Origin of the sequence: uncultured Paracoccus sp., from assembly GCF_947487305.1 — a bacterium.
Lineage (GTDB): Bacteria > Pseudomonadota > Alphaproteobacteria > Rhodobacterales > Rhodobacteraceae > Paracoccus.
The window spans coordinates 76,948-97,702 of sequence record NZ_CANKWH010000001.1; the positions used below are offsets into that span (position 1 = coordinate 76,948).

The 20,755-nt window shown below is 68.0% G+C and carries 19 protein-coding genes; 8 read left to right on the plus strand and 11 right to left on the minus strand.

Annotated elements, in window-relative coordinates; genetic code table 11:
- The first annotated feature begins 15 nt into the window (after positions 1-15).
- Positions 16-438, plus strand: a complete 423-nt coding sequence (locus Q1A36_RS00425; protein WP_101751310.1) for a tellurite resistance TerB family protein — start codon at positions 16-18, stop codon at positions 436-438.
- Here Q1A36_RS00425 and dacB read toward each other — a convergent pair.
- The 5 genes from dacB to Q1A36_RS00450 all read right to left on the minus strand — a co-directional run bounded on the left by dacB (position 398) and on the right by Q1A36_RS00450 (position 4,702).
- Positions 398-1,891: a D-alanyl-D-alanine carboxypeptidase/D-alanyl-D-alanine-endopeptidase gene (dacB, locus tag Q1A36_RS00430; RefSeq protein ID WP_299838150.1), complete on the minus strand. Its 1,494-nt coding sequence runs from the start codon at positions 1,889-1,891 to the stop codon at positions 398-400. The genes Q1A36_RS00425 and dacB overlap by 41 nt on opposite strands.
- A gap of 72 nt (positions 1,892-1,963) precedes the next feature.
- Positions 1,964-2,590 carry a nicotinate-nucleotide adenylyltransferase gene (locus Q1A36_RS00435; protein ID WP_299838153.1) on the minus strand — a complete coding sequence of 209 codons (627 nt, stop codon included), beginning with the start codon at positions 2,588-2,590 and terminating at the stop codon, positions 1,964-1,966.
- A gap of 94 nt (positions 2,591-2,684) precedes the next feature.
- Positions 2,685-3,761, minus strand: a complete 1,077-nt coding sequence (locus tag Q1A36_RS00440) for a diguanylate cyclase (protein WP_299838156.1) — start codon at positions 3,759-3,761, stop codon at positions 2,685-2,687.
- The gene (locus Q1A36_RS00445) at positions 3,758-4,342 is read right to left on the minus strand and encodes a heme NO-binding domain-containing protein (protein ID WP_299838159.1); all 585 of its coding nucleotides are present in this window, start codon (positions 4,340-4,342) and stop codon (positions 3,758-3,760) included. Before Q1A36_RS00445 ends, Q1A36_RS00440 begins: the two co-directional genes overlap by 4 nt.
- Before the next feature lie 105 nt (positions 4,343-4,447).
- Complete coding sequence (locus Q1A36_RS00450) at positions 4,448-4,702, minus strand: DUF3572 family protein (protein ID WP_299838162.1); 255 nt, start codon at positions 4,700-4,702, stop codon at positions 4,448-4,450.
- A 257-nt stretch (positions 4,703-4,959) separates the two neighbouring features.
- Between Q1A36_RS00450 and Q1A36_RS00455 the strand changes: the two genes are divergently transcribed.
- The 3 genes from Q1A36_RS00455 (at position 4,960) to Q1A36_RS00465 (ending at position 7,702) form a co-directional block, all read left to right on the plus strand.
- Entirely contained in the window at positions 4,960-6,396 is a 1,437-nt protein-coding gene (locus tag Q1A36_RS00455) for a diguanylate cyclase (RefSeq protein WP_299838165.1), read from the plus strand.
- Between the two features lie 263 nt (positions 6,397-6,659).
- Positions 6,660-7,016, plus strand: coding sequence for a DUF983 domain-containing protein (locus Q1A36_RS00460; protein ID WP_299839292.1), 357 nt, complete (start codon positions 6,660-6,662; stop codon positions 7,014-7,016).
- Complete coding sequence (locus tag Q1A36_RS00465; protein WP_299838167.1) at positions 7,013-7,702, plus strand: NUDIX hydrolase; 690 nt, start codon at positions 7,013-7,015, stop codon at positions 7,700-7,702. Before Q1A36_RS00460 ends, Q1A36_RS00465 begins: the two co-directional genes overlap by 4 nt.
- 15 nt (positions 7,703-7,717) lie before the next feature.
- On the opposite strand, the gene Q1A36_RS00470 is transcribed toward Q1A36_RS00465, so the two are convergent.
- The gene (locus Q1A36_RS00470) at positions 7,718-9,328 is read right to left on the minus strand and encodes an ATP-binding cassette domain-containing protein (protein WP_299838170.1); all 1,611 of its coding nucleotides are present in this window, start codon (positions 9,326-9,328) and stop codon (positions 7,718-7,720) included.
- Entirely contained in the window at positions 9,325-10,974 is a 1,650-nt protein-coding gene (locus Q1A36_RS00475) for an ATP-binding cassette domain-containing protein (RefSeq protein ID WP_299838173.1), read from the minus strand. The genes Q1A36_RS00470 and Q1A36_RS00475 overlap by 4 nt, the downstream gene beginning before the upstream one ends.
- Before the next feature lie 128 nt (positions 10,975-11,102).
- Between Q1A36_RS00475 and Q1A36_RS00480 the strand changes: the two genes are divergently transcribed.
- The gene (locus Q1A36_RS00480) at positions 11,103-13,154 is read left to right on the plus strand and encodes a calcium-binding protein (RefSeq protein WP_299838175.1); all 2,052 of its coding nucleotides are present in this window, start codon (positions 11,103-11,105) and stop codon (positions 13,152-13,154) included.
- 38 nt (positions 13,155-13,192) lie between these two features.
- Here Q1A36_RS00480 and Q1A36_RS00485 read toward each other — a convergent pair whose 3' ends face one another.
- The 4 genes from Q1A36_RS00485 to rplU all read right to left on the minus strand — a co-directional run bounded on the left by Q1A36_RS00485 (position 13,193) and on the right by rplU (position 16,061).
- Positions 13,193-14,206, minus strand: a complete 1,014-nt coding sequence (locus Q1A36_RS00485; protein ID WP_299839295.1) for an LLM class flavin-dependent oxidoreductase — start codon at positions 14,204-14,206, stop codon at positions 13,193-13,195.
- A 318-nt stretch (positions 14,207-14,524) separates the two neighbouring features.
- Positions 14,525-15,070: a GNAT family N-acetyltransferase gene (locus Q1A36_RS00490; RefSeq protein WP_299838178.1), complete on the minus strand. Its 546-nt coding sequence runs from the start codon at positions 15,068-15,070 to the stop codon at positions 14,525-14,527.
- A gap of 100 nt (positions 15,071-15,170) precedes the next feature.
- Positions 15,171-15,443, minus strand: a complete 273-nt coding sequence (gene rpmA / locus Q1A36_RS00495) for a 50S ribosomal protein L27 (RefSeq protein ID WP_299838181.1) — start codon at positions 15,441-15,443, stop codon at positions 15,171-15,173.
- Positions 15,444-15,524: 81 nt separating this feature from the next.
- Entirely contained in the window at positions 15,525-16,061 is a 537-nt protein-coding gene (rplU, locus tag Q1A36_RS00500; protein ID WP_299838184.1) for a 50S ribosomal protein L21, read from the minus strand.
- Positions 16,062-16,339: 278 nt separating this feature from the next.
- Between rplU and Q1A36_RS00505 the strand changes: the two genes are divergently transcribed.
- From Q1A36_RS00505 to Q1A36_RS00515, 3 genes are all read left to right on the plus strand, one after another.
- Positions 16,340-17,311, plus strand: a complete 972-nt coding sequence (locus tag Q1A36_RS00505) for a putative zinc-binding metallopeptidase (protein WP_299838188.1) — start codon at positions 16,340-16,342, stop codon at positions 17,309-17,311.
- 116 nt (positions 17,312-17,427) lie between these two features.
- Positions 17,428-19,608, plus strand: coding sequence for a phosphoribosylformylglycinamidine synthase subunit PurL (gene purL, locus Q1A36_RS00510; protein ID WP_299838191.1), 2,181 nt, complete (start codon positions 17,428-17,430; stop codon positions 19,606-19,608).
- Positions 19,605-20,753 (plus strand): bifunctional 2-C-methyl-D-erythritol 4-phosphate cytidylyltransferase/2-C-methyl-D-erythritol 2,4-cyclodiphosphate synthase, encoded by a 1,149-nt coding sequence (locus Q1A36_RS00515; RefSeq protein WP_299838194.1) that lies wholly within the window; start codon positions 19,605-19,607, stop codon positions 20,751-20,753. Before purL ends, Q1A36_RS00515 begins: the two co-directional genes overlap by 4 nt.
- The last annotated feature ends 2 nt before the right edge of the window (positions 20,754-20,755 follow it).

The following is a 20,755-nucleotide window of genomic DNA, read 5'->3' on the forward strand; positions in this document are numbered from 1 at the left end:
GCTACGGAGAATTCGATGACCAGCGACCTGCCCTCTTTCTCGCCCTGCGACGCGCTGGTGGCGGTCATGGTCGCCACCTCGGCCTCGGACGAGACCATGCGCACGTCTGAACTCGTGGCGATCCAGCGCATGGTCGATCACATGCCGATCTTCGCCGAATATGACGCCGACCGGATGCGCGCAGTCAGCCAGACGGTGATCTCGCTGTTCGAGGAAGAAGAAGGGCTGGATGCCCTCTTCGGCCTGATCCGCGAGGCGCTGCCCGAACGGCTTTACGAAACCGCCTATGCCATGGCCTGCGACGTGGCCGCCGCCGATGGCCGCACCTACGAGGGCGAGATCGCCATGCTGGCCGAGATCCGGCACGAGCTGAACATCTCGCGCCTGCACGCGGCGGCTATCGAGCTATCGGCGCAGGTTCGGCACCGGCTGCAATAGGCAGGCCTTCGACCACGCCTGAACTCCATCCCTCAACCAGTTGCCGTTGCAGGGTTTTCGCGCGCTTGGTCCAGGTAGATACGCCGGCGGGCAATTCCTTGCCCTCGCTGGCCGCGCGCCGGTCCAGATCGCCGCAGAGCACCGCGAAAGCGATCTGCCGACCCTCGGTGCCGCTGGCATAGCCGGCGAGGTTCGAGACGAAGTTCAGCGTCCCGGTCTTGGCCTCGATCCGTGCCAGCGCGGCGGGATCGCGGCCCAGGTCCTCGGTCAAGGGATCGTCCTTCATCAGCTCGCGCAGCCCCGCCGTTGCGCCATAGCCCGCCATCAACCGCGCCATCGACTGCGCGGTGATCTGGCTGTCCGCCGACAGCCCGGAATGATCGGCAAAGCGCAGGTCGCCGCCACCCTGATCCCGCAGCCAGCCGGCCATCGCCTGCCCCGACGCCGCGAGTGAACCCGCGCCGCTGGCGTGCAGCCCGACCACCTCGGCGGTGAGGTTGGTGGAGTAGCGCATCATCCCCAGCAGGATCTCGCGCAAGGGCGGGCTGTCGATACCGGCCAGTTCCGTCGCCCCTGCGGGCAGTTGCCCGATCACCTCGGGCGTGGGCAGAACCAGCCCTCGGGCGCGGCACAGCGTCTGGAACACGTCGCCGGCGTAAAGTTCGGGCTGGCGCACCGGCAGCCAGCGACTGCCGGCCCGCCCCATCGCCGCGCGCGAGATCAGCCAATGCTCGCGCGTTTCATCGGCGGAATAGGTGAACAGCTCGCGCTGCGGCCCCGGTGCGGCGGTGATCGAATAGGCGCGCGGCGACTGCCGTTCCGCCCGCGCCTCCAAGGACAGCTGGTAATCCCCCGCCGCTTGCCGCCAGCCCAGGTGCACCCGGTTGAAATTGAGGATCATCCCCGAGATGGTCGGATTATAGGCCAGCCAGACCGCCTGATCGGGCTCGAGCTCGGCGATCCGGGGCAGCGCGCCGCCCCAGACGGCAAAGCGCGCCGGGGTTTTGGCGCCGGTCGCCACCAGCGCCTCGGCCAGCCGGTCCAGATCGTCGGTGCTCAGCACCGGATCGCCGCCCCCGGCCAGCACCAGCGTGTCGCCCATGCGCAGGATGCGGGTGCGAAAGCGGTGGTCGGCCCCCAGCCGGTCCAGCGCGTAAAGCGCGGTGATCGATTTCAGCGTGCTGGCGGGCGGCAGCGGTGTGTCGCCGCCCCGTGCCTCGATCACCTCGCCGCTGCCGAGGTCGATGGCCGCGAAGCTGACGACGCCCCCCAGCCCCGCCTGCGCGATCAGCGCCTCGGACGAGGGCCGGGGTTTCGTCCGGGGCCGCCGCGCCAGCCCCAAGGGATCGGGCGGCCCGCCCAGAACCTCGACCGGCTGCGCCAGCGCCGCCCGCCCCGCCAGGGCAGAGGCCGCAACCGCGACCAGAAATCCGCGCCGGTTCATCCGTGTCATGGGGCAGCCTCGTCTTTCAGCATTCATTGCGCCGGCTATAGCGCCTGATCCGTTACCCTGTCAGCCGCACGCTCAACTTTGTGATCCGTCGACCGGGTTCGCCTTGCGCGTGCGCCGCGCCCGAAGCGCAGTCGAGGACAGGTTCGACATCGGCACATTGATCATCACCCAGGCAGGCGGGGTCGATATCGCCAGTTCCCGCACCCGATGTTCCGGCAGACGCCAGCGCTTCAGCACCTGCGCCGCCACCGAATGCCGCGCCGCCAAGCGCGATCCCGGCCGCGCCATCACCCCGATCGGCACCCGATCGGCAATCTCGCGCCAGCGGTCCCACTGGTTGAACTGCACCATGTTGTCCGCTCCCATCAGCCAGACGAAGCGCACGCCAGGATAGAGCTGCTGCAAGCGGGCAATGGTGTCGGCGGTCATTCTGGTGCCAAGCCGCGCCTCGATCCCGGTCACCACGACGCGCGGATCCAACATCAGCGCCCGACCATTGCGAATCCGCTCTGCCAGCGGCGCGGGCTGCCGGGCCTTTAGCGGATTGCCGGGGCTGACCAGCCACCAGACCCGATCCAGGTCAAAGCGGCGCATGGCCTCCTCGGTGATCATCACATGGCCTTCATGGGGCGGATCGAACGACCCGCCCAGCAATCCGACCCGCATCCCGGACAGGGCTATAGGAAACCGATGCCTCATATATGCCCTTTAACCTGCCAAGCGCGATGCTCCAAGGGCTTGCGTCACCTGAGAAATCGGGGTTGCGGCCGCGCCACGCCCGGCAGGGTTCGCCTCACGCCGGCCCCGCCGGTTGGGTGCCATGAATCGACGCCCGCGCGCGCCCGGCATGTTTCGAGCGGTAGAGCGCCGCATCCGCATCGGCCAGCAGCGTCTCGGCCACCGGCGGATCATAGAGCGAGGACAGGGTGATGCCGATGCTGACCGAGATCAGGCACTCGCCTTCCTCCAGCAGGATCGGCCGCTCGATCTCGGCGATGATCCGCTGCGCCAGACGCTCCAGCGGCGCGGTGGCGGTCATGCCGGGCAGGATCAGCACGAACTCATCGCCGCCGACCCGAGCAACCGTGTCATTGCTGCGGGTCTCGCTGCGCAACACCTCGGCCACCCGGCACAGCACCTGATCGCCCGCCGCATGACCATACTGGTCATTCACCTCCTTGAAGCGGTCGAGATCCAGATGCGCCAGCGCGAATCCGGGCCGTGCCGCCGCCCCTGCCGGACCCGATGGCCGGGCCGTCGCCGCCCGCAGCGCCATGGCCAGCGCGATCTCCAGCCCGCGCCGGTTGTAGAGCCCGGTCAGCGGATCGCTGAACGCCTGTGTCTCGGCCACCTCGCGCGCCTCTTCGAGCCGCAGGTTGAAGCGCGACAGCTCGCCCATCACCGCGCGATTGGCCTCGTGCAGGAACAAGAGCTCCATCGCCAGCTCGGCCGGGGCGAAATCACTGTCCTTCAACTCCAGTTCCCGCACCGCATCGACCAGCGCGATGCCGAAGCCAAGGTTCAACAGCAGCCGCCCCGCCCCGACCTCGACCGCATGGCCGCGCAGCGACAGCTGCGGCGGGGCGATCATGCGCAGGAACACCCGTTCGGCCTGATGTGCGGCCAGGATCAGCGCCTGATGATCGTCCTCCTGCGCCACCGGACGGGTCAGCACGAAGACGTCGGACAGGCGCGCCAGACCGGCGGGCAGGATCTTGCGCAGCGTCGGCCCGGCGGAACCGATGCGGCCATCCGCCTCGATCATCAGATGCATGGGCAAGAGATCATCAAGAATCGTCGGGGTGAAAAGCACATTCGCCGCCCGGGACAGGGGCGCGGCAGAGGGTTCGGGATCGGGAAGCTGGGTCATGCCGCACCCTCGTCCCGATGCAGCGGGCCGGCGCCAAGCTCGAACCCGCGCCCCTCGCTGAAGCTCTCGTGCGAGATCGTGACCGTCACGGCATTACCCTCGACCGCGATCAGGCCCAGCACGCCGTAATCATCGGCCATGCCGCGCAGCAGCCCGGCCATGACGCTGCGCCATTCGGGGAAGCAATCGGGCATGACGACGCGCAATTCATCCTCGCCCCCGGGCTCGACGCGGATGCGCGGCATGCCGAGATCGGGGATCACCATATGCGCCCGCCCCTTCAGCTCTTCCAGCGAATGCAGGAAATCGACGAAGCTGCGGCCCGAGAAGCGCAGCAGGCGGCGCACCGGCTCGACCCGCGCCAGCCAGGCCCCCAGATCCTCGAGCAGCGCGGCCTCGGGCTTGTCCAGACGCTGAGAGGCGTGATTGATCAGCGCGTGGCTGATCGTGTCGGGATAGAGGCGAACGGTCTGGAAGCCGCGGGCATCGATACCCGAGGCCTCGGCGACATCGGCCCAGAAGGCGTCGCCATAGGTGTCCCGCAGGAACCCCTCGATCGAGCGATTGATCAGACCGTGCATTCTCTCCTCTTCTGTGCCGATCTTAGCGGCGAACGGTTGTGAAATCGAACCAGATTGCGCGGTGCCACGATCACGTGACCTTGGGTCGCACTCCTGTCGAACGGGTCATCCATCGCCGCCGCCGCCACCATGGACCAGCCATTCCCGCGCCTGCAGAACAGCCTCGGGCGGCACCGCCCGATCCGCCGCAAAGGCAAGGACCCGGCGGTCGTCCTGCAGGATGAAATCCAGCAGGAACAGGCCGAATTCGGGCGTGGCTGCGGCCTTGCGCAGATCCCCGGGTTGCAGCCCGGAAACCTCCAGCAGCGCGGTGACGAGGTCGGGGTCGGCCGCGATGAAGCCCAGGGCATCCGCTGCCAAGTCCCGTGCCCGTAATTCTGAAAGCATCTGCCCGCCCTGTCGATCAGTCTCAGACGCAGATGCTTCCCCGGCTGCCGGGAAATTGCAATCACTTCAATTGATTTTGAACGTTTTTTTCGCTTCGCAGCCGGATGTCACGCGCGGGGTCAGGAGAATTTCTGCAGATTCCGCAAATTTGTTCCCCGGGGAAACCGTTTGTTAAACTTTCTCTGCGAGTCTTGTCTCCAAGGGAATAAGACAAAAGGAAGATCGGCCGCATGACCGGACGAATCCTCATCGCAGACGGGCTTGCCACCAATCGAATCATGCTCAAGGTCAGGCTTTCCGCTGCCTGCCATGACGTGATGACGGCCGAGACGACCGAACAGGTGATGGCGCTGGCGATGCGCGAGCGGCCGGACCTGATCATCCTTGGCGGCTCGCTGACCGGCGACGACCCGGTGGCGCTGTGCCGAAGGCTGCGGCAGGACGCGGCCACCGCGACGGTTCCGCTGCTGGTGCAATGCGATGCGGCACGGCAGATCGAGGCGCTGCGGGCCGGGGCAACGGCGGCGCTGGATCCGCGCATCGACGAGCAGATGCTGCTTGCCCGCATCCGCAGCCTGCTGCGCGAACGGGAATTCCTGGGCGCGATGCCGGGCATGGCCGAGGCGGCTGCCGGGTTCGAGGCACCGTTGCGCGGCGCCGTCACGCTGGTGGCCGATACGCCAAGCCGCGCACTCGGCTGGAAGCACCTTCTGTCGCAACGTCTGCCGCTCTGCTTTACCGTCAACGATGCCGAACAGGCGCTGGCCGCCGCCGCGCGCAACAAGCCGGCCGAGCTTTACGTGATCGCCTCGGATCTCGAACACCAGGGCGAGGGGCTGCGGCTGCTGGCCGAACTGCGCTCGCGCACGGGTTCGCGCGATGCGTCCTTCATCATGGCGGTGCCGCAGGGCCGTTCGGACATCGCCACCATCGCGCTTGACCTGGGCGCGGGCGACACCATGCCCCTGGCGCTGCAGACCGATGCGGCGGTCGAGGCGACGGCCATCACCATCACCGCGCAGATCCGCCGCAAGCGCCAGACCGACCGCTACCGGGCCGAGGCCGAGCGTCACCGGGTCTGGGCGATGACCGATTCGCTGACCGGGCTCTACAATCGCCGCTATGCGCTGCCGCGACTGACCGCCATCGCGCAGGAGGCACAGGAACAGGGCGCGCCCTTCTCGATCCTGGCCATGGACCTTGACCGGTTCAAGCAGGTCAATGATCGCTTCGGTCATGCTGCGGGCGATGCGGTGCTTGTCGAGATCGCCGCGCGCATCGATGCGGCACTGCCCGAAAGCGTGCTGGTCGCCCGCGTCGGCGGCGAGGAATTCGTGGCCGTGCTGCCGCAGACGGATGCCGATGAAGCGATGGGCATGGCGGAAACCGTGCGCCAGGCGGTGATGGCCGAACCGGTGATCCTGCCAGAGCGTGTCGGCGGCGGCGATCTGCAGGTGACGCTGTCGATCGGCATTGCCACCGGCTGCCCGGTCGAGGGGCGCTGTGCCGAACCCTTGCGGGTTGCCGAAGATGCCATGGATCAGGCCGACCGGGCCATGCTGGAGGCGAAATCGCAGGGCCGGAACCGGGTGATCCGCGCCTCGGCCCTGCGGACAGCCTGGCAATGGCCGCAGTCTGCATCGCGGGCCGGTGTCTCGGGCCGATAGTCACCGCCCGATACGTTTCCCGGCAGGTCTTGAATCATACCCTCCGCTGTCGTGACATTCCCCGCCAGACAGGGCAAACTGCGGTCAAGTCAAAGGGGGTGCGACATTTTCGCAGTGGTTGCGCGGGGTCTCGCTTCCTAGATTGTTCCTGTCACCACATAGGACAAGTTGCGATGAACACCGACCAGGGAACGGTCGCGAGAGGCTATTCGCCTCAAGCCGGCACCACCGAAACCGAGAATGACAGGCCGACCCGTCCGGCCATGCTGCGCGGCGCCATGGGCCGCTGCCCCGCCTGCGGCGAGGGCAAGATTTTCGACGGCTATCTGAAGGTCAACGACCATTGCCCGAATTGCGGCGAGGAACTGCATCACCAGCGCGCCGATGACGGACCGGCCTATCTGACGATTCTCATCGTCTCGCATATCGCCACGCCGCTGCTGCTTTATATCTTCATCGCCTATCGGCCCTCGGCCCTCAGCCTGCTTCTGGGCTTCGGCATCGGGACGGTTCTGGCCTGTCTCCTGATGCTGCCCCGGATCAAGGGCGCCTGGGTCGGGCTGCAATGGGCACGGCGGATGCATGGCTTCGGCCTGCCCTCGGGGCAAAAATCCGCATGACGGCGGGCGACCCGCCGATCCGCGACGCCGCCACCGTGATCCTGCTGCGTCGCGGGCCGCAGGGCGCCAGCGTGCTGATGGGGATGCGCGGCGACAAGGCCGCGTTCATGCCGTCGAAATACGTCTTCCCGGGCGGCGCGGTCGATGCCGGTGACGGCACGGTCCCCCTGGCCGCCGGCCTGGCCGAGCCGAGTCTCAGCCGGTTGACGCAGGAACCCCGCCCCGGTGTGTCCATTGACGTGCCTGCCCTCGCAGCCGCCGCGCTGCGCGAGCTGGTCGAGGAAACCGGGCTGATGATCGGTCGCAAGGATGGCGCGGGCTGCGACTGGCCGGGCTATGCCGAGGCCGGGCTGACGCCCGATGCCGGGGCGCTGCATTACGTCTTTCGCGCCATCACCCCGCCGGGCCGTCCGCGCCGCTTCGACGCGCGCTTCTTCATCGCCGATGCCGCCACGCTCAGCAATGATCCCGACGATTTCAGCGCCGCCGCCGACGAGCTGTCACACCTGCACTGGGTGCCGCTGGACGAGGCGCGGGCACTGAACCTGCCCTTCATCACCGAGGTGGTTCTGGCCGAGGTGGCGGAACTGGTGGCCGAATCGGGCGATGGCCCGCTGCAGGCGCCGGATACGGTGCCCTTCTTCGACAACCGCAACGCCACGCCGCGTTTCGCCCAGATCAGCTGACCCGCCTGCCTTCGGTTACAGCGCGATGACGCGCTCCGCCGCGTCACGCTCGGCCGGGCGGTGCGAGGCGATGAGGATCGCGGCCTTGGGCAGATAGGCGCGGATGCCGGCCAGAACCTGCCGCGCGGTCGGCTCGTCCAGCCCCTCGGTCGGCTCGTCCAGAAGCAGGATCGCAGGCCGCCGGACCAGCACCCGCGCCAGCGCCAGCCGCCGCGCCTCGCCGCCGGAAAGCCCCTGTCCGGCCTCGCCCAAGCGGCGCTCCAGCGGCAGCGGCAGGGCGACGACCTCCAGCACCTCTTTCATCTCGTCAGTCGTCGCATCGGGCCTGCCCAGCAGCAGCGCCTCGGCGATGGTGCCGCTGGTCAGGGCCGGGCGTTGGGTCAGATAGCCGAGCACCTGCCGCAGCGCCGCCTCGTCCTCCGCGCCCTGCCCCAGTGCGATCCGGCCTGACAGTGGCGGGCGCAGCCCGGCGATGGTGTCGAGCAGCGTGGTCTTGCCCAGCCCGCTGCGCCCCGACAGCGCCAGGGTCTCTCCCGACGCGACGGCCAGATCCAGCGGGCGCATGAGCGGCACGCCTTCCAACCCAACCACCAGCGCATTGACTTCCAACCCGCTGGACGGCGCGGCGGGGATCGCCGGAGCCGACACCTCGGGCGCGGCCTGCATCAGCGGGGTCAATCGCGCCGCCGCGCCGCGCATCCGGCCTAAATCGGCAATGGCGCGGGACAGGGGCGCCATTACCTCGGCCACCGCCAGCGCCGCGAAAAACGCCAGCGCCGCGCGCGCCGGATCGAGTGCGCCCGCCAGCACGGCCTGACCGGCGATGACCAGCGCCCCCGCTGCGGTCAGCGCGTTCAGCGCCAGCAAGGCCGCATCGATCCCGATCTCGATCCCCGCCAGCCGCAGCGCCGCAACCCGCGCCGCGCCGTCATGGGACAGGACAGCGGCCCGCGTTGAGGGCAACCGCCCCTCGACCGCCAGCAGACTGCGGCTGCGCAGGTGATCGATCATCGCCGCGCGCAGGGATTGCCGCGCCGCCTCGGCTCGCTCGGCCTCGCGCGCCGCCGATGACCCGGCCATGAGGGCAAGCAAAACCGCACCCAGCAGGCTGCAACCGATGATCCATAGCGCGACAGTGGGCAGCACCAGCCACCATAGAAAAGCCCCGGCGACGAGAAGGCTCAGGAGCCCGGCGAGGATCGGGAAGACCAGCCTTATCGCCAGCCCGTCCAGCGCATCCACATCCGCCGTCAGCCGGTTCAGCACTGCCCCGCCGCGCAGCCGCGCGTGCAGCCCGTGATCGGCCAGCGCCAGCGCCGCCAGCAGTTGCACCCGCCAGCCGGCCAGCACCCGCAGGGTCGCGTCATGGGTCAGCATCCGCTCGCCATAGCGCGCCACGGTGCGGGTCAGCGCGAGGAAGCGCACGCCCGAGGCGGGGCGGAAGATCTCGAAGGTGATGCCCAGCCCGGCCAGCCCGGCGATGCCGGCGGCGGTGATGAACCAGCCCGAGAGGCCCAGAAGCGCGATCCCGGCCAGCAGCACGACCAGCGACAGGGTCAGCCCGCGGATCAGCGCCGCACGCTGATCGGCCCAGATCCGGCGCAGGAAGGGGGCGAGGTGGTTCACAGCGCGATCCTCCGCCCCATCGCCGCGATCAGCCGGGGGTCGTGACTGGCGACGACCAGCGTTGTGCCGGCGCGGTGCAGGTCCAGAAGCCCGGCAATGACCTCGGCGGCGGTGTCGTCATCCAGATCGGCGGTCGGCTCGTCGGCCAGCAGCAGCGCCGGGCGGCGCAAGGCCGCACGGGCGATCATCAGCCGCCGCGCCTCGCCGCCCGAAACCCCGGCCCCGCGCTCGCCAAGCCGGGTCCGCAGCCCCTCGGGCAGCCGCGCGACGATCTCCTGCGCATGGGCCAGCCGCAGCGCCTCGTCCAATCCCTCCGTCCCGTCGGGACCAACCCCCAGCGTCTCGGCCAGCGTCTCGTCGCCGAAGTGAACCTGCTGCGGGATCAGCGCCAGCCCCGCCCGCCAACGATCCGCACTGTCCGGTCCGATGGGCTGGCCGCCGACCAGCACCTGCCCCGGCGCAGCCTCGCCAAGCCCCGCCACCAGGGCGATCAGCCGCGACTTGCCCGCGCCTGATGGCCCGGTCAGGGCAAGGCTCTCGCCCGGGGCAAGGTCGAAATCGGGGATCGCGCGGCCCTCGATGCGGAGGCCCCGCACTTGCAAGCCGGTGAACCCAAGCGGTGCAGCCGCGCCACCCTCGCCCAGAATCTCCGCCGCCGGGCGATCCATCTCGGCCGTCAGGTCGCGCGCCAGCGCCAGCGCATCGGCGCGATCATGCCAGGCTGCCGCCAGGTCGCGCATCGGCTGGTAAAAGGCCGGGGCCAGCATCAGCAGGAATATCCCCTGCCCCAGCCCCAGCCCCTCGCGCCAGAGGCCGAAATCGATCAGCCCCAGAAGCGAGAAGCCGACATAAAGCGCCATCATCGCCACGCCGAGCGCCGAGAACAGTTCCAGCACCGTGCTGGAGAGAAAGGCCAGCGCCAGCACCCGCATGGTCCGGCGGCGCAGCCGGTCGGCGGTCTCCGCAAAACCCGCGAGCATGGTCGCGCGCGCATCCAGCAGGCGGATGTCGGTCAACGCCGTCAGCCGCTCGACCAGCAGCGCGTTCATGTCGGATATTTCGTCCATCCGCTCGCGGCTGGCCTGCCCGGCGGCCATACCGACCAGCGCCATGAAGACCGGGATCAGCGGCCCGGTGATCGCAAAGATCAGCGCCGCCGCCCAGGAGATGGTCAGGGCAAGCATCAGGATCAGCAGCGGAACGGTCGCGACCCGCATCCGCGCCACCGGCCAGCGGCGCAGATAGGGCAGCAGCAGCGCCAGCTTGTCGGTGGCCAGCGCCGCGATGGCCGCCGAAGGCGCCGCCCCCGCTTCCGGTGCACGCCGGTCAGCCTGTTCCAGCAGCCGCAAGCGCCATTCCCCCGTCAGCGCATCGCCGGCCCTCGCCAGCCGCTGACCGGCCAGCGTGTTCAACCCGGCACGGACCAGCCCGACCAGCAGGAAGCCCGCCGTGCCGAGCAGCAGGTTCCGCCCGGCCGTTTCGGTGCCTTCGGCAAGCCCCGCCAGCACCAGCGCCACCATGCCGGCCTGAAGGGTCCAAAGCGCCTCGGAAAGGGTCGCCAGCACGGCGGCACGTTTCAACTGGCCCGACTGGTCACGCGTGATCCGTTCAAGCTCTGCTCGGTCATTGGCACTGGCTCTGCTCATGCGCCCTCCATTCCGGGATTTGGCGCGAGGGTCAATGCGACCGGCTGTCCCCGGCGCGGCGGCGATTAACCGGGGATTAGGCGGAGGCTGCTAGCCTGCAGCCTGTCTCAACCGCGAAGGGGGCAATCATGTCTGATCCGGCCAGTCTCGACGGCGACGCGGGTGACAACCTGCTGATCGGAAGCAGCGGCGCCGACCTGATCCGGGGCCTGGGCGGCGGCGACCAGATCACCGCGCTTGATGGCGACGACCTGCTGCAGGGCGGCGACGGAGATGACAGTCTTTACGGCGACGCGGACAATGACACGCTGGAGGGCGGCAACGGCGGCGACGTTCTGGATGGCGGGACGGGGATCAACCTGCTTGTCGGCGGCGCGGGTGATGATCTTTACTTCGTCTACCAGCCCGGCGAGATCATCATCGAGGTCGCGGGGCCGGCCGGCGGCTATGACCGGGTCCTTGCCCTTTGCAGTTTCTCGCTGCTGGATCAGGCCGCCGAGGTCGAAGAGCTTTTCGCCATTGGGGCCGGCAACCTGATCCTGCAGGGCAATGACATCGCCAACCTGATCATCGGCAATGGCGAGGAAAACCAGATCAGCGGTCAGTCCGGCGATGACCGCCTTTTCGGTCAAGACGGCAATGACCGGCTGAACGGCGGCAGCGGCTCCGACCTGATGGAGGGCGGGACGGGCGATGACATCTTCGTCGTCGATGCGCCCGGCGATCGGGTGAGCGAGACTGCCGGGCAGGACCGGGTGGAAAGCACCGTCAGCTATGATCTCGTCAGTGCCACAGGGCAGGTCGAGGAACTGGTGCTGCTGGGCATGGCCGCGCTGAGCGGCTGGGGCGGTGACATCGACAACCTTCTGACCGGCAATGCTGGGGCGAACCGGCTGTCCGGTCGGGGCGGCAATGACCTGATCGACGGCGGGGCAGGCCCTGACCGGCTGGAAGGGGGCGACGGCAATGACCGGCTCACCGGCGGCGAGGGCGATGACGAGCTGATCGGCGGGGCGGGGAACGACACGCTGTCGGGCGGCATGGGCAATGACATTTACCAGGTCGATGATCCGGGCGATGTGATTATCGAACTTGGGGGACAGGGGGTGGACCTGCTGCGCATCGCCGCCTCGATCCAGTTGAACGGCGTCTTTGCCAATCTCGAGCACGCGACGCTTCTGGGCTCGGCGGGCTACACGCTGCGCGGCAATGGCCAACCCAACCAGCTGCTGGGAAACGCGGGCAACAACCTGCTTGCCGGCTATGGCGGCATCGACCGGCTTCAGGGCGGCGGCGGTCTGGACAGCCTCTACGGCGGGGCCGGCGATGACCTGTTGCTGGGCGATGCCGGCAATGACCGGCTTTACGGCGAGGACGGAATCGACCGGCTGGAGGGCGGGCCCGGCAGCGACCTGCTGTCGGGTGGGGCCGGCAACGACGTGCTGCTGGGCGGATCCGAGCGCGACAGCCTGACCGGCGGCAGCGGCAGTGACCGGCTGTGGGGATCAACCGACCACGACCTGCTGCTGGGGGCCGGCGATGCCGACACGCTGCTGGGCGAGGCGGGCGATGACCGGCTTTACGGCGAGGATGGCCATGACCGGCTGGAGGGCGGCATCGGCAATGACCTGCTGGCGGGCGGCGCTGGCGATGATACGGCTCTGGGTGGCGCAGGGCGCGACAGCCTGTGGGGCGGGGTCGGCAATGACTGGCTGGCGGCCGCTACCGAAGATGACCTGATGACCGGCGGCGACGGCGCCGATACCCTGCTGGGCGAGGCGGGAAATGATCGGCTGGCGGGCGACAACCAGAACGACAATCTGCAGGGCGGCGACGGGAATGACGCGCTCAGCGGCGGGGCGGGAGATGATCTGCTGCTGGGCGGTGCGGGAAACGACTATCTGCGTGGTGCCGCTGGTCATGACCGGCTGGCCGGTGGCACCGGCGCCGATGTCTTCTATTTCGAGGGCAAGGGCGGACGCGACACGGTCATCGGCTGGCAGAACGGCATTGACCGGCTGGCCTTCCTCGACAGCAGCGGCATGGACAGCTTTGCCGAGCTCAGGCGCTATTGCCGACAGCTCGGGGACGATGTGCATATCGCCCTGCCCGATGGCACTTCGGTCCTGCTGGATCACGCCCGCATCGGCCTTCTCGATGCAGGCGATTTCATCTTCTAAGCGCTCGGGCGGTCAGATCGCCGCCTTCGCGGCGCGCGTCAGACAGCAGCCTTCGCGGCGGGGCGTGCCCCGGCCAGCGACTGCATCGCCTCGGCGGCCAGCTCGAAACTGTGCAGCCGTGCGGCATGGTCGTGGATCTGGCCGGTCAGGATCACCTCGTCGGGCTGATAGCGGTCGATCAGAGTGGCCAGCTGGTCGCGCACCTGGTCACGCGTGCCGATGGCGCTGATCCGCATGGCCTCGTCGACGCCGCGGCGCATGGCCGGCGGGATCACCGCATCAATGTCGCGCACCGGCGCCGGCAGCTTGCCCGGCATCCCCGTGCGCAGCTTGGCGAAGGCCTGCATCATCGTGGTCTTCAGATATTGCGCCTCATCGGTGCTGTCGGCGGCAAAGACATTCGCGGCCAGCATGAAGCGCGGCTCGGGGTTCTGCGCCGTGGGCTTGAACCGCTCGCGGTAGATCTTGACCGCATCGTCCAGATCGCCGGGGGCGAAATGGCTGGCAAAGGCATAGGGCAGGCCCAGATAGGCGGCCAGCTGCGCACCGAAGAGCGAACTGCCGAGAATCCAGATCGGCACATTGGTGCCCTCGCCGGGCAGCGCGCGCACGGCGGCGCCCGGCCGCTCGGGGCCGAGATACTCCATCAGTTCGACCACATCCTGCGGGAAGCTGTCTGCCATCGGGTCGCGGCGCAGCGCCCGGATCACCGCGCCATCGCCGCCGGGCGCTCGGCCCAGCCCCAGATCGATGCGACCGGGAAAGGCGGTAGCCAGCGTGCCGAAGGCCTCGGCCACGGTCAGCGGCGCGTGATTGGGCAGCATGATTCCGCCCGAGCCAACGCGGATCGTCTTGGTCTTGGCGGCGACAAGGCCGATCAGCACGGCGGTCGCGGCGCTGGCGATGCCGGGCATGTTGTGATGCTCGGCCATCCAGTAGCGGTGATAACCCCAGCCCTCGGCTTTCGCAGCGAGGTCCAGCGTATTGGCGATGGCCTGTCCGGCATCCGAGCCCTCGGGCACGGGCGACAGGTCGAGAACGGAATAGGGGATCGCATGTGTCATGGCAGATAGCTAGGAAGCCATCCACGTCACGAAAAGAGCCGCCGCGAGGAACGCGACGGCTTTTTTGCAGATCGTGCAGATCTGGGCTACGGCTTTCGGGTGGGAAAAGCGTGACCGAGGGCCGGCGGCCTGCCGTGGATGGACGCTGCGGCGGCCGAACGACAGAGCTTTATGGCACCAGCATATCGAACAACTGCACGGCGCGGGTGGTCACCAGAGCGGCCAGCCGCCGGGACGGCAGGCCGCTGGCCCGGCGGTGCTGCGCACCTTGATTCCGGGCCAGGTAGCTGTTCAGCTGCCAGCCGCTCAGTCCATCCGGCGCAGATAGGTCCAGGTCGGCACACGGGCCTGCCGCGCCACCGACCAGCTTTCGGCATCGCCCAGATAGGCAAAGCCGCAATTGGTCAGAACGCGGGCCGAACCGGGATTGTCCTGAAACGCCTCGGCGAAGAGCGTGCGCGCGCCATGCGGGTTCGCGGCTACCAGCGCCTCGACCGCCTCGGTGGCAAAGCCGGTGTTCCAGAAGCCGGCGCCAATCCAGAAACCCAGTTCGGATTGCTGCTCCTCGAGCCGGGTCAGCGAGATCACGCCCAGCAGTTCGGCCAGACGATTGGCGCTGCCGTCGATGGCCCAGACATCCTCGCCACGCTCGGGCGCGAGCGCGCGCTTGATGAAGCCTTCCGAGGCGCCGGGCGGCAGCGGATGGGGGATGGCACGGGTGCCCTCGGCCACGCGCTTGTCGGCGGTGTAATGGGCCAGAAGCCCGGCATCGGACGGGCGCAGCGGACGCAGCAGAAAGCGCGGCGTCTCGATTGTCGGCTGGATCGACGTGGCGGGGGCCAGATCAACCATGTGAATGTTCCTCCCGGGTGCCGCCAGAACACGGCGGCGAAAATGAAAAGGGGGACCGGCTGAGCCGATCCCCCGATACCGTACGTATCTCAATCGGCCGTTATTCGGCTGCCTCGATATTGGCGGGCATAATCGAGACGAAGGTGCGGCCCTTCAGGCCCTTGCTGAAGCTTACCGCACCATCGGTCAGGGCGAACAGGGTGTGATCCTTGCCCATGCCGACATTGGCGCCGGCCCACATCTTGGTGCCGCGCTGACGCACGATGATGTTGCCGGCGATGGCTTCCTGACCGCCATACAGCTTGACGCCGAGACGACGACCGGCCGAGTCGCGGCCGTTGCGGGACGAACCGCCTGCTTTCTTGTGTGCCATGACTTTAGTCCTCTTGCACTCTGGCCGGATCAACCGGCCGACTTGTTCCGTTCAGCGGGGCCATCGGGGCCCCAGCAGCGATCAGGCTTCGTCCGAAGTCTCGGCGGCGGCTTTCTTGGCCTTGGCCGGCTTCTTCGCCGCCTTGGCGGGCGCGGCGGCGTCAGCAGCCTCGGCCTTCGCCTTGGCGGGTTTCTTGGCCTTGGCAGCGGGCTTCGCCTTGGCGGCCGGCTTCTTCTCGTCAGCCGGGGCCGCGACGAAGGACGCGCCGGCGGTGCGGAAGCCGATGGCTTCCTTCACGCCCGACTTGTCGGCGCCCGATTCCAGCACCTCGGTCACTCGCAGCAGCGTCAGTTGCTGGCGGTGGCCACGGGTGCGCTGCGAGCTGTGCTTGCGGCGGCGCTTGACATAGGTGATGACCTTGTCAGCCTTGATCTGCTCGATCACTTCGGCCTGCACGCCGGCACCCGCCACCAGCGGCGCGCCGAGGGTCGAGCCGACCATCAGAATCTCGTTGAACTGGACGGTATCGCCTGCGTTGGCGGCCAGTTTCTCGACGCGCACGACGTCACCCGCCTGCACCTTGTACTGCTTGCCACCGGTTTTCAGAACCGCGAACATGCCTTGTCTTCCTTCATTTGCCGCGTCCTGTGGCCCCTGCCTGCGCAGGTGTTGCCGGGTCAGACCCGCCGTCGGACAGCGCACCCTGTCGATTGGGTGGTGTTGAAAATAACGCACCGGCCAAAAGCGGTTGCCTGGCCGGTCCGCGGCTATATGGCGGATTCGGGCGGGCAAGTCAAGCGATGCAGGGGTTGGCGACAGGTGTCGTTCCCGTGATCATGACCCGGAACCCGCCCGGCCCGCAAGGCATTGTCCCGCGAAAGGAACCCTGCCCGCCCATGCAACGCTTTGCCTGTCCCGCCTGCGGCCGCCGCGCCTATTTCCACAGCCTCAGCTGTCCCTGTGGCCACGACCTCTATTTCGACCCCGGCGAGGCCCTGATGCTGAACGCCGCCCCGCCCTGCCCCAATCGCGGCCCGATCGCCTGCAACTGGATCGCGGGCGAGTTCGGCGGCTTCTGCGCCTCCTGCGCGCTGTCGCAGGTGGTGCCCAATCTCAGCGCCGGCAACAATATCCAGCTGCTGAACCGGGCCGAGCGCGCCAAGCGATGGGTGCTGGCCAATGTCGCCAAGTGGAACTGGTTCACTGCCGCCGATCCCGGCCCGCGCCCGCGTTTCCTGATGCTCTCCGAGGATATGGGGGGCCGCGTCCAGCAGATCACCATGGGCCATATGGGCGGCGAGATCACCATCAACGTGACCGAGGCAGACGAGTTGATCCGGCTGCAGCGCCGGCAGGAACTGGGCGAGCAATATCGCAGCATGGTCGGGCATTTCCGCCACGAGCTGGCGCATTTCTTCTTCGACCGGCTGGCCGTTGCGCCGGATTTCCTGCCGGGTTTCCGCGCGCTTTTCGGGGACGAGCGCGCCGATTACGGTCTGGCGCTGCAGACCTACTATGCCGCCCCGCCGGACCGGAGCAGCGATTTCATCACCCCCTATGCCGGCGCCCATCCGCATGAGGACTGGGCCGAGACCGTCGCCCATCTGCTGCATCTGGTGGACATGACCGACAGTTTCGTCAGCACGGGCCTTTCGATGCCCGACCTGCCCGAGGGTTTCGACGCCTATGCCGCCGATGACACCGAGGCGCTTCTGGACATCGCCGCCCGCGTCGCCATCGCGGTGAACGACATCAACCGCGCGCTGGACAATGCGGACTTGTATCCCTTCGTGCTGACCACCCCGATGCGGCAGAAGATCGGCTTCGCCCATCGCTGGCTGAAGAACCACCTGGCGGAAGGGGCGTAGTCAAAGCGGAAGAACCCCGCCCCGGGGTCATCGGGGAAAACCATCGCCCCTTTCCCTTGCCCGCCGCAGCGCCTAAAAGGCGGCGAATTCCCCGATGACCGCAAAGGGCGCATGACATGCAGGAACCGTCGATCACCCCGGATCTGATCGCCGCGCACGGGCTGAAGCCCGACGAATATGACCGCATCCTGCAGATCATCGGGCGCGAACCGAGCTTTACCGAGCTTGGCATCTTCTCGGCCATGTGGAACGAGCATTGTTCCTACAAATCATCGAAGAAATGGCTGCGCACCCTGCCCACCTCTGGCCCGCAGGTCATCTGCGGCCCCGGCGAGAACGCGGGCGTCGTCGATATCGGCGACGGTCAGGCCGTGGTCTTCAAGATGGAGAGCCACAACCACCCCAGCTATATCGAGCCGCATCAGGGCGCCGCGACCGGCGTCGGCGGCATCCTGCGCGATGTTTTCACCATGGGCGCACGCCCGATCGCGGCGATGGATTCGCTGAGCTTCGGCCGGCCCGAGCACCCCAAGACCCCGCATCTGGTAAAGGGCGTAGTCGAGGGGATCGGCGCGTATGGCAATGCCTTCGGCGTGCCGAATGTGGGCGGCGAGGTTCGCTTCCATCGCAGCTATGACGGCAACTGCCTGGTCAATGCCTTTGCCGCCGGTCTGGCCGATGCCGACAAGATCTTCTACTCGGCCGCCTCGGGCGTCGGCATGCCGGTCGTCTATCTGGGTGCCAAGACCGGGCGCGACGGCGTCGGCGGGGCGACCATGGCATCCGCCGAGTTCGACGACACGATCGAGGAAAAGCGCCCCACCGTTCAGGTCGGCGACCCCTTCACCGAGAAATGCCTGCTGGAAGCCTGCCTCGAGCTGATGGCCTCGGGATCGGTGATCTCGATCCAGGACATGGGCGCGGCGGGGCTGACCTGCTCGGCGGTCGAGATGGGCGACAAGGGCGGGCTTGGGATCAAGCTGCAACTGGACGCCGTGCCGCAGCGCGAAACCGACATGACCGCCTACGAGATGATGCTGTCGGAATCCCAGGAACGCATGCTGATGGTGCTGAAGCCCGAGAAAGAGGCCGAAGCGCGGGCGATCTTCGTCAAATGGGATCTCGATTTCGCCATCGTCGGCGAGACCATCCCCGAGGACCGTTTCCTGATCCTGCACGGGAACGAGGTGAAGGCCGATCTGCCGCTGTCGAAACTCTCCTCCAGCGCGCCGGAATATGACCGTCCCTGGGTCGAGACTCCGGCGGCGCAGGCGATGCCCGCCCTGCCCCCGATCACCCCGATCGCGGCGCTGCGCAAATTGATCGGCTCGCCCTCCCATGCGCACAAGGGCTGGGTCTGGGAACAGTATGACACGCAGGTCGGCGCCGACACGATCCGCCGCCCCGGCATGGGGGCGGGCGTGGTCCGCGTTCATGGCACGCAAAAGGCGCTCGCCTTCACCAGCGACGTGACCCCGCGCTATGTGAAGGCCAACCCTTTCGAGGGCGGCAAGCAGGCGGTGGCCGAAGCCTATCGCAACCTTTCCGCCGTGGGCGCGCTGCCCTTGGCCACCACCGACAACCTGAATTTCGGCAATCCCGAGAAGCCCGAGATCATGGGCCAGTTCGTCGGCGCGGTGAAGGGCATCGGCGCGGCCTGCGCGGCGCTGGACTTCCCCATCGTCTCGGGCAACGTGTCCCTCTACAACGAGACCGACGGCACCGGCATCCTGCCCACGCCCACGATCGGCGGCGTCGGGCTGATCGACAACCTTGACAATCTGATCGCCGGCCTGCCCGAAGATGGCCATGTCGCCATCGTCATCGGCAGGACCGACGGCCATCTGGGCCAGTCGGCACTGGCCGCCGAGGCCTTCGGGATCGAGGCGGGCGATGCCCCGCATGTCGATCTGTTGGCCGAGCGCACGCATGGCGAATTCATCCGTGCCAATCGCAGCCATATCCGCGCCTGCGCCGACCTGTCGGATGGCGGGCTGGCGCTGGCCGCGTTCGAGATGGCGGAAGGTGCGGGTATCGGGCTTCGTCTCGACAGCGGCGAGATCGGCCAATTGTTCGGCGAGGATCAGGCCCGCTATCTGGTCGCCACCGATGCCGAAGGCGCCGAGGCGTTGCTGAAAGCCGCCGAGGCCGCCGATGTGCCGGCAGCGCAGGTCGGCAGTTTCGGCGGGCTGGCGGTGCAGATGGGCGAGGATGCGGGCGATCTGGCCGAACTTTCGGCCCTCTACCGCAGCGCCTTCGCGACCGCGATCAGGGGCGACATGCCCGATCACGCATGACGGTTGCCGCCCCGAAAGGCTATGCCGCCATAATCACCGCCGCCGGTCGCGGCACTCGGGCGGGGGGCGGTGAGCCCAAGCAATGGCGCGCGTTGCGAGGCCGACCGGTTCTCGCCCATACGCTCGACCGCTTTGCTGGGTTCGAGCGGGTGATCCTGACCGTTCATCCCGAGGACATGGCCCGCGCGCTGGATCTCTTCGCCGGACAGGTGACGATCCTGACCGGCGGCGAGACCCGCGCCGCCAGCGTCCGCGCGGCGCTGGACAGCCTGCAGGGCAGCGAGATCACCCATGTGCTGATCCATGACGGCGCAAGGCCGCTGGTCAGCGATGCGGTGATCGACGGCGTCATCGCCGCGCTGCAAGCGGGGGCCGAGGCCGCCGCCCCGGCCTTGCCCGTCACCGATGCGCTCTGGCGTGGCGAGGGCGGCAGCGTCACCGGCACCGCCTCGCGCGAGGGTCTGTTTCGGGCGCAGACCCCGCAGGGTTTCTCGCTCGTCCAAATATCCAAGGCCCTTCGTGACCACCCGCAGGATGCCGCCGACGATGTGGAACTGGCGCGCAAATCCGGCATCCCGGTCGCCATCACCCTGGGCGACGAGGATAATGTGAAGATCACCTTTGCCCCGGATTTCGCCCGGGCCGAGCGCATTCTGGGAGGCGGCATGGATATCCGCATGGGCAATGGCTATGACGTTCACGCGCTTGGCCCCGGCGATCATGTCTGGCTCTGTGGCGTGCAGATCCCGCATGACCACGGGCTGGTCGGCCATTCCGACGCCGATGTGGGCATGCACGCGCTGACCGACGCGATCTATGGCGCGCTGGCCGAGGGGGACATTGGCCGCCATTTCCCGCCCTCTGACCCGCAATGGAAGGGCGCTGACAGCGCCATCTTCCTGGCGCATGCGGCCGAGTTGTTCCGCGCGCGCGGCTTCCGCCTTGGCAATGCCGATGTAACGCTGGTTTGCGAGGCGCCGAAGATCGGCCCGCATGCGCTGGCCATGCAGGATCGGCTGGCGGCGATCATGGGCGTCGAGACGGGCCGCGTCAGCGTCAAGGCCACCACCTCGGAGCAACTCGGTTTCACCGGCCGGCGCGAGGGCATCGCCGCCATCGCCACCTGCACCCTGATCGGAGCGTGAGC

Coding starts and splice junctions, on each gene's coding strand:
- Q1A36_RS00425 (WP_101751310.1), top strand. CDS start 16: ATGACCAGCGACCTGCCCTCTTTCTCGCCCTGCGACGCGCTGGTGGCG.
- dacB (WP_299838150.1), bottom strand. CDS start 1,891: ATGACACGGATGAACCGGCGCGGATTTCTGGTCGCGGTTGCGGCCTCT.
- Q1A36_RS00435 (WP_299838153.1), bottom strand. CDS start 2,590: ATGAGGCATCGGTTTCCTATAGCCCTGTCCGGGATGCGGGTCGGATTG.
- Q1A36_RS00505 (WP_299838188.1), top strand. CDS start 16,340: ATGCAACGCTTTGCCTGTCCCGCCTGCGGCCGCCGCGCCTATTTCCAC.
- Q1A36_RS00490 (WP_299838178.1), bottom strand. CDS start 15,070: ATGGTTGATCTGGCCCCCGCCACGTCGATCCAGCCGACAATCGAGACG.
- purL (WP_299838191.1), top strand. CDS start 17,428: ATGCAGGAACCGTCGATCACCCCGGATCTGATCGCCGCGCACGGGCTG.
- Q1A36_RS00445 (WP_299838159.1), bottom strand. CDS start 4,342: ATGCACGGTCTGATCAATCGCTCGATCGAGGGGTTCCTGCGGGACACC.
- Q1A36_RS00515 (WP_299838194.1), top strand. CDS start 19,605: ATGACGGTTGCCGCCCCGAAAGGCTATGCCGCCATAATCACCGCCGCC.
- Q1A36_RS00475 (WP_299838173.1), bottom strand. CDS start 10,974: ATGAGCAGAGCCAGTGCCAATGACCGAGCAGAGCTTGAACGGATCACG.
- Q1A36_RS00480 (WP_299838175.1), top strand. CDS start 11,103: ATGTCTGATCCGGCCAGTCTCGACGGCGACGCGGGTGACAACCTGCTG.
- Q1A36_RS00465 (WP_299838167.1), top strand. CDS start 7,013: ATGACGGCGGGCGACCCGCCGATCCGCGACGCCGCCACCGTGATCCTG.
- Q1A36_RS00460 (WP_299839292.1), top strand. CDS start 6,660: ATGCTGCGCGGCGCCATGGGCCGCTGCCCCGCCTGCGGCGAGGGCAAG.
- Q1A36_RS00455 (WP_299838165.1), top strand. CDS start 4,960: ATGACCGGACGAATCCTCATCGCAGACGGGCTTGCCACCAATCGAATC.
- Q1A36_RS00440 (WP_299838156.1), bottom strand. CDS start 3,761: ATGACCCAGCTTCCCGATCCCGAACCCTCTGCCGCGCCCCTGTCCCGG.
- rplU (WP_299838184.1), bottom strand. CDS start 16,061: ATGTTCGCGGTTCTGAAAACCGGTGGCAAGCAGTACAAGGTGCAGGCG.
- rpmA (WP_299838181.1), bottom strand. CDS start 15,443: ATGGCACACAAGAAAGCAGGCGGTTCGTCCCGCAACGGCCGCGACTCG.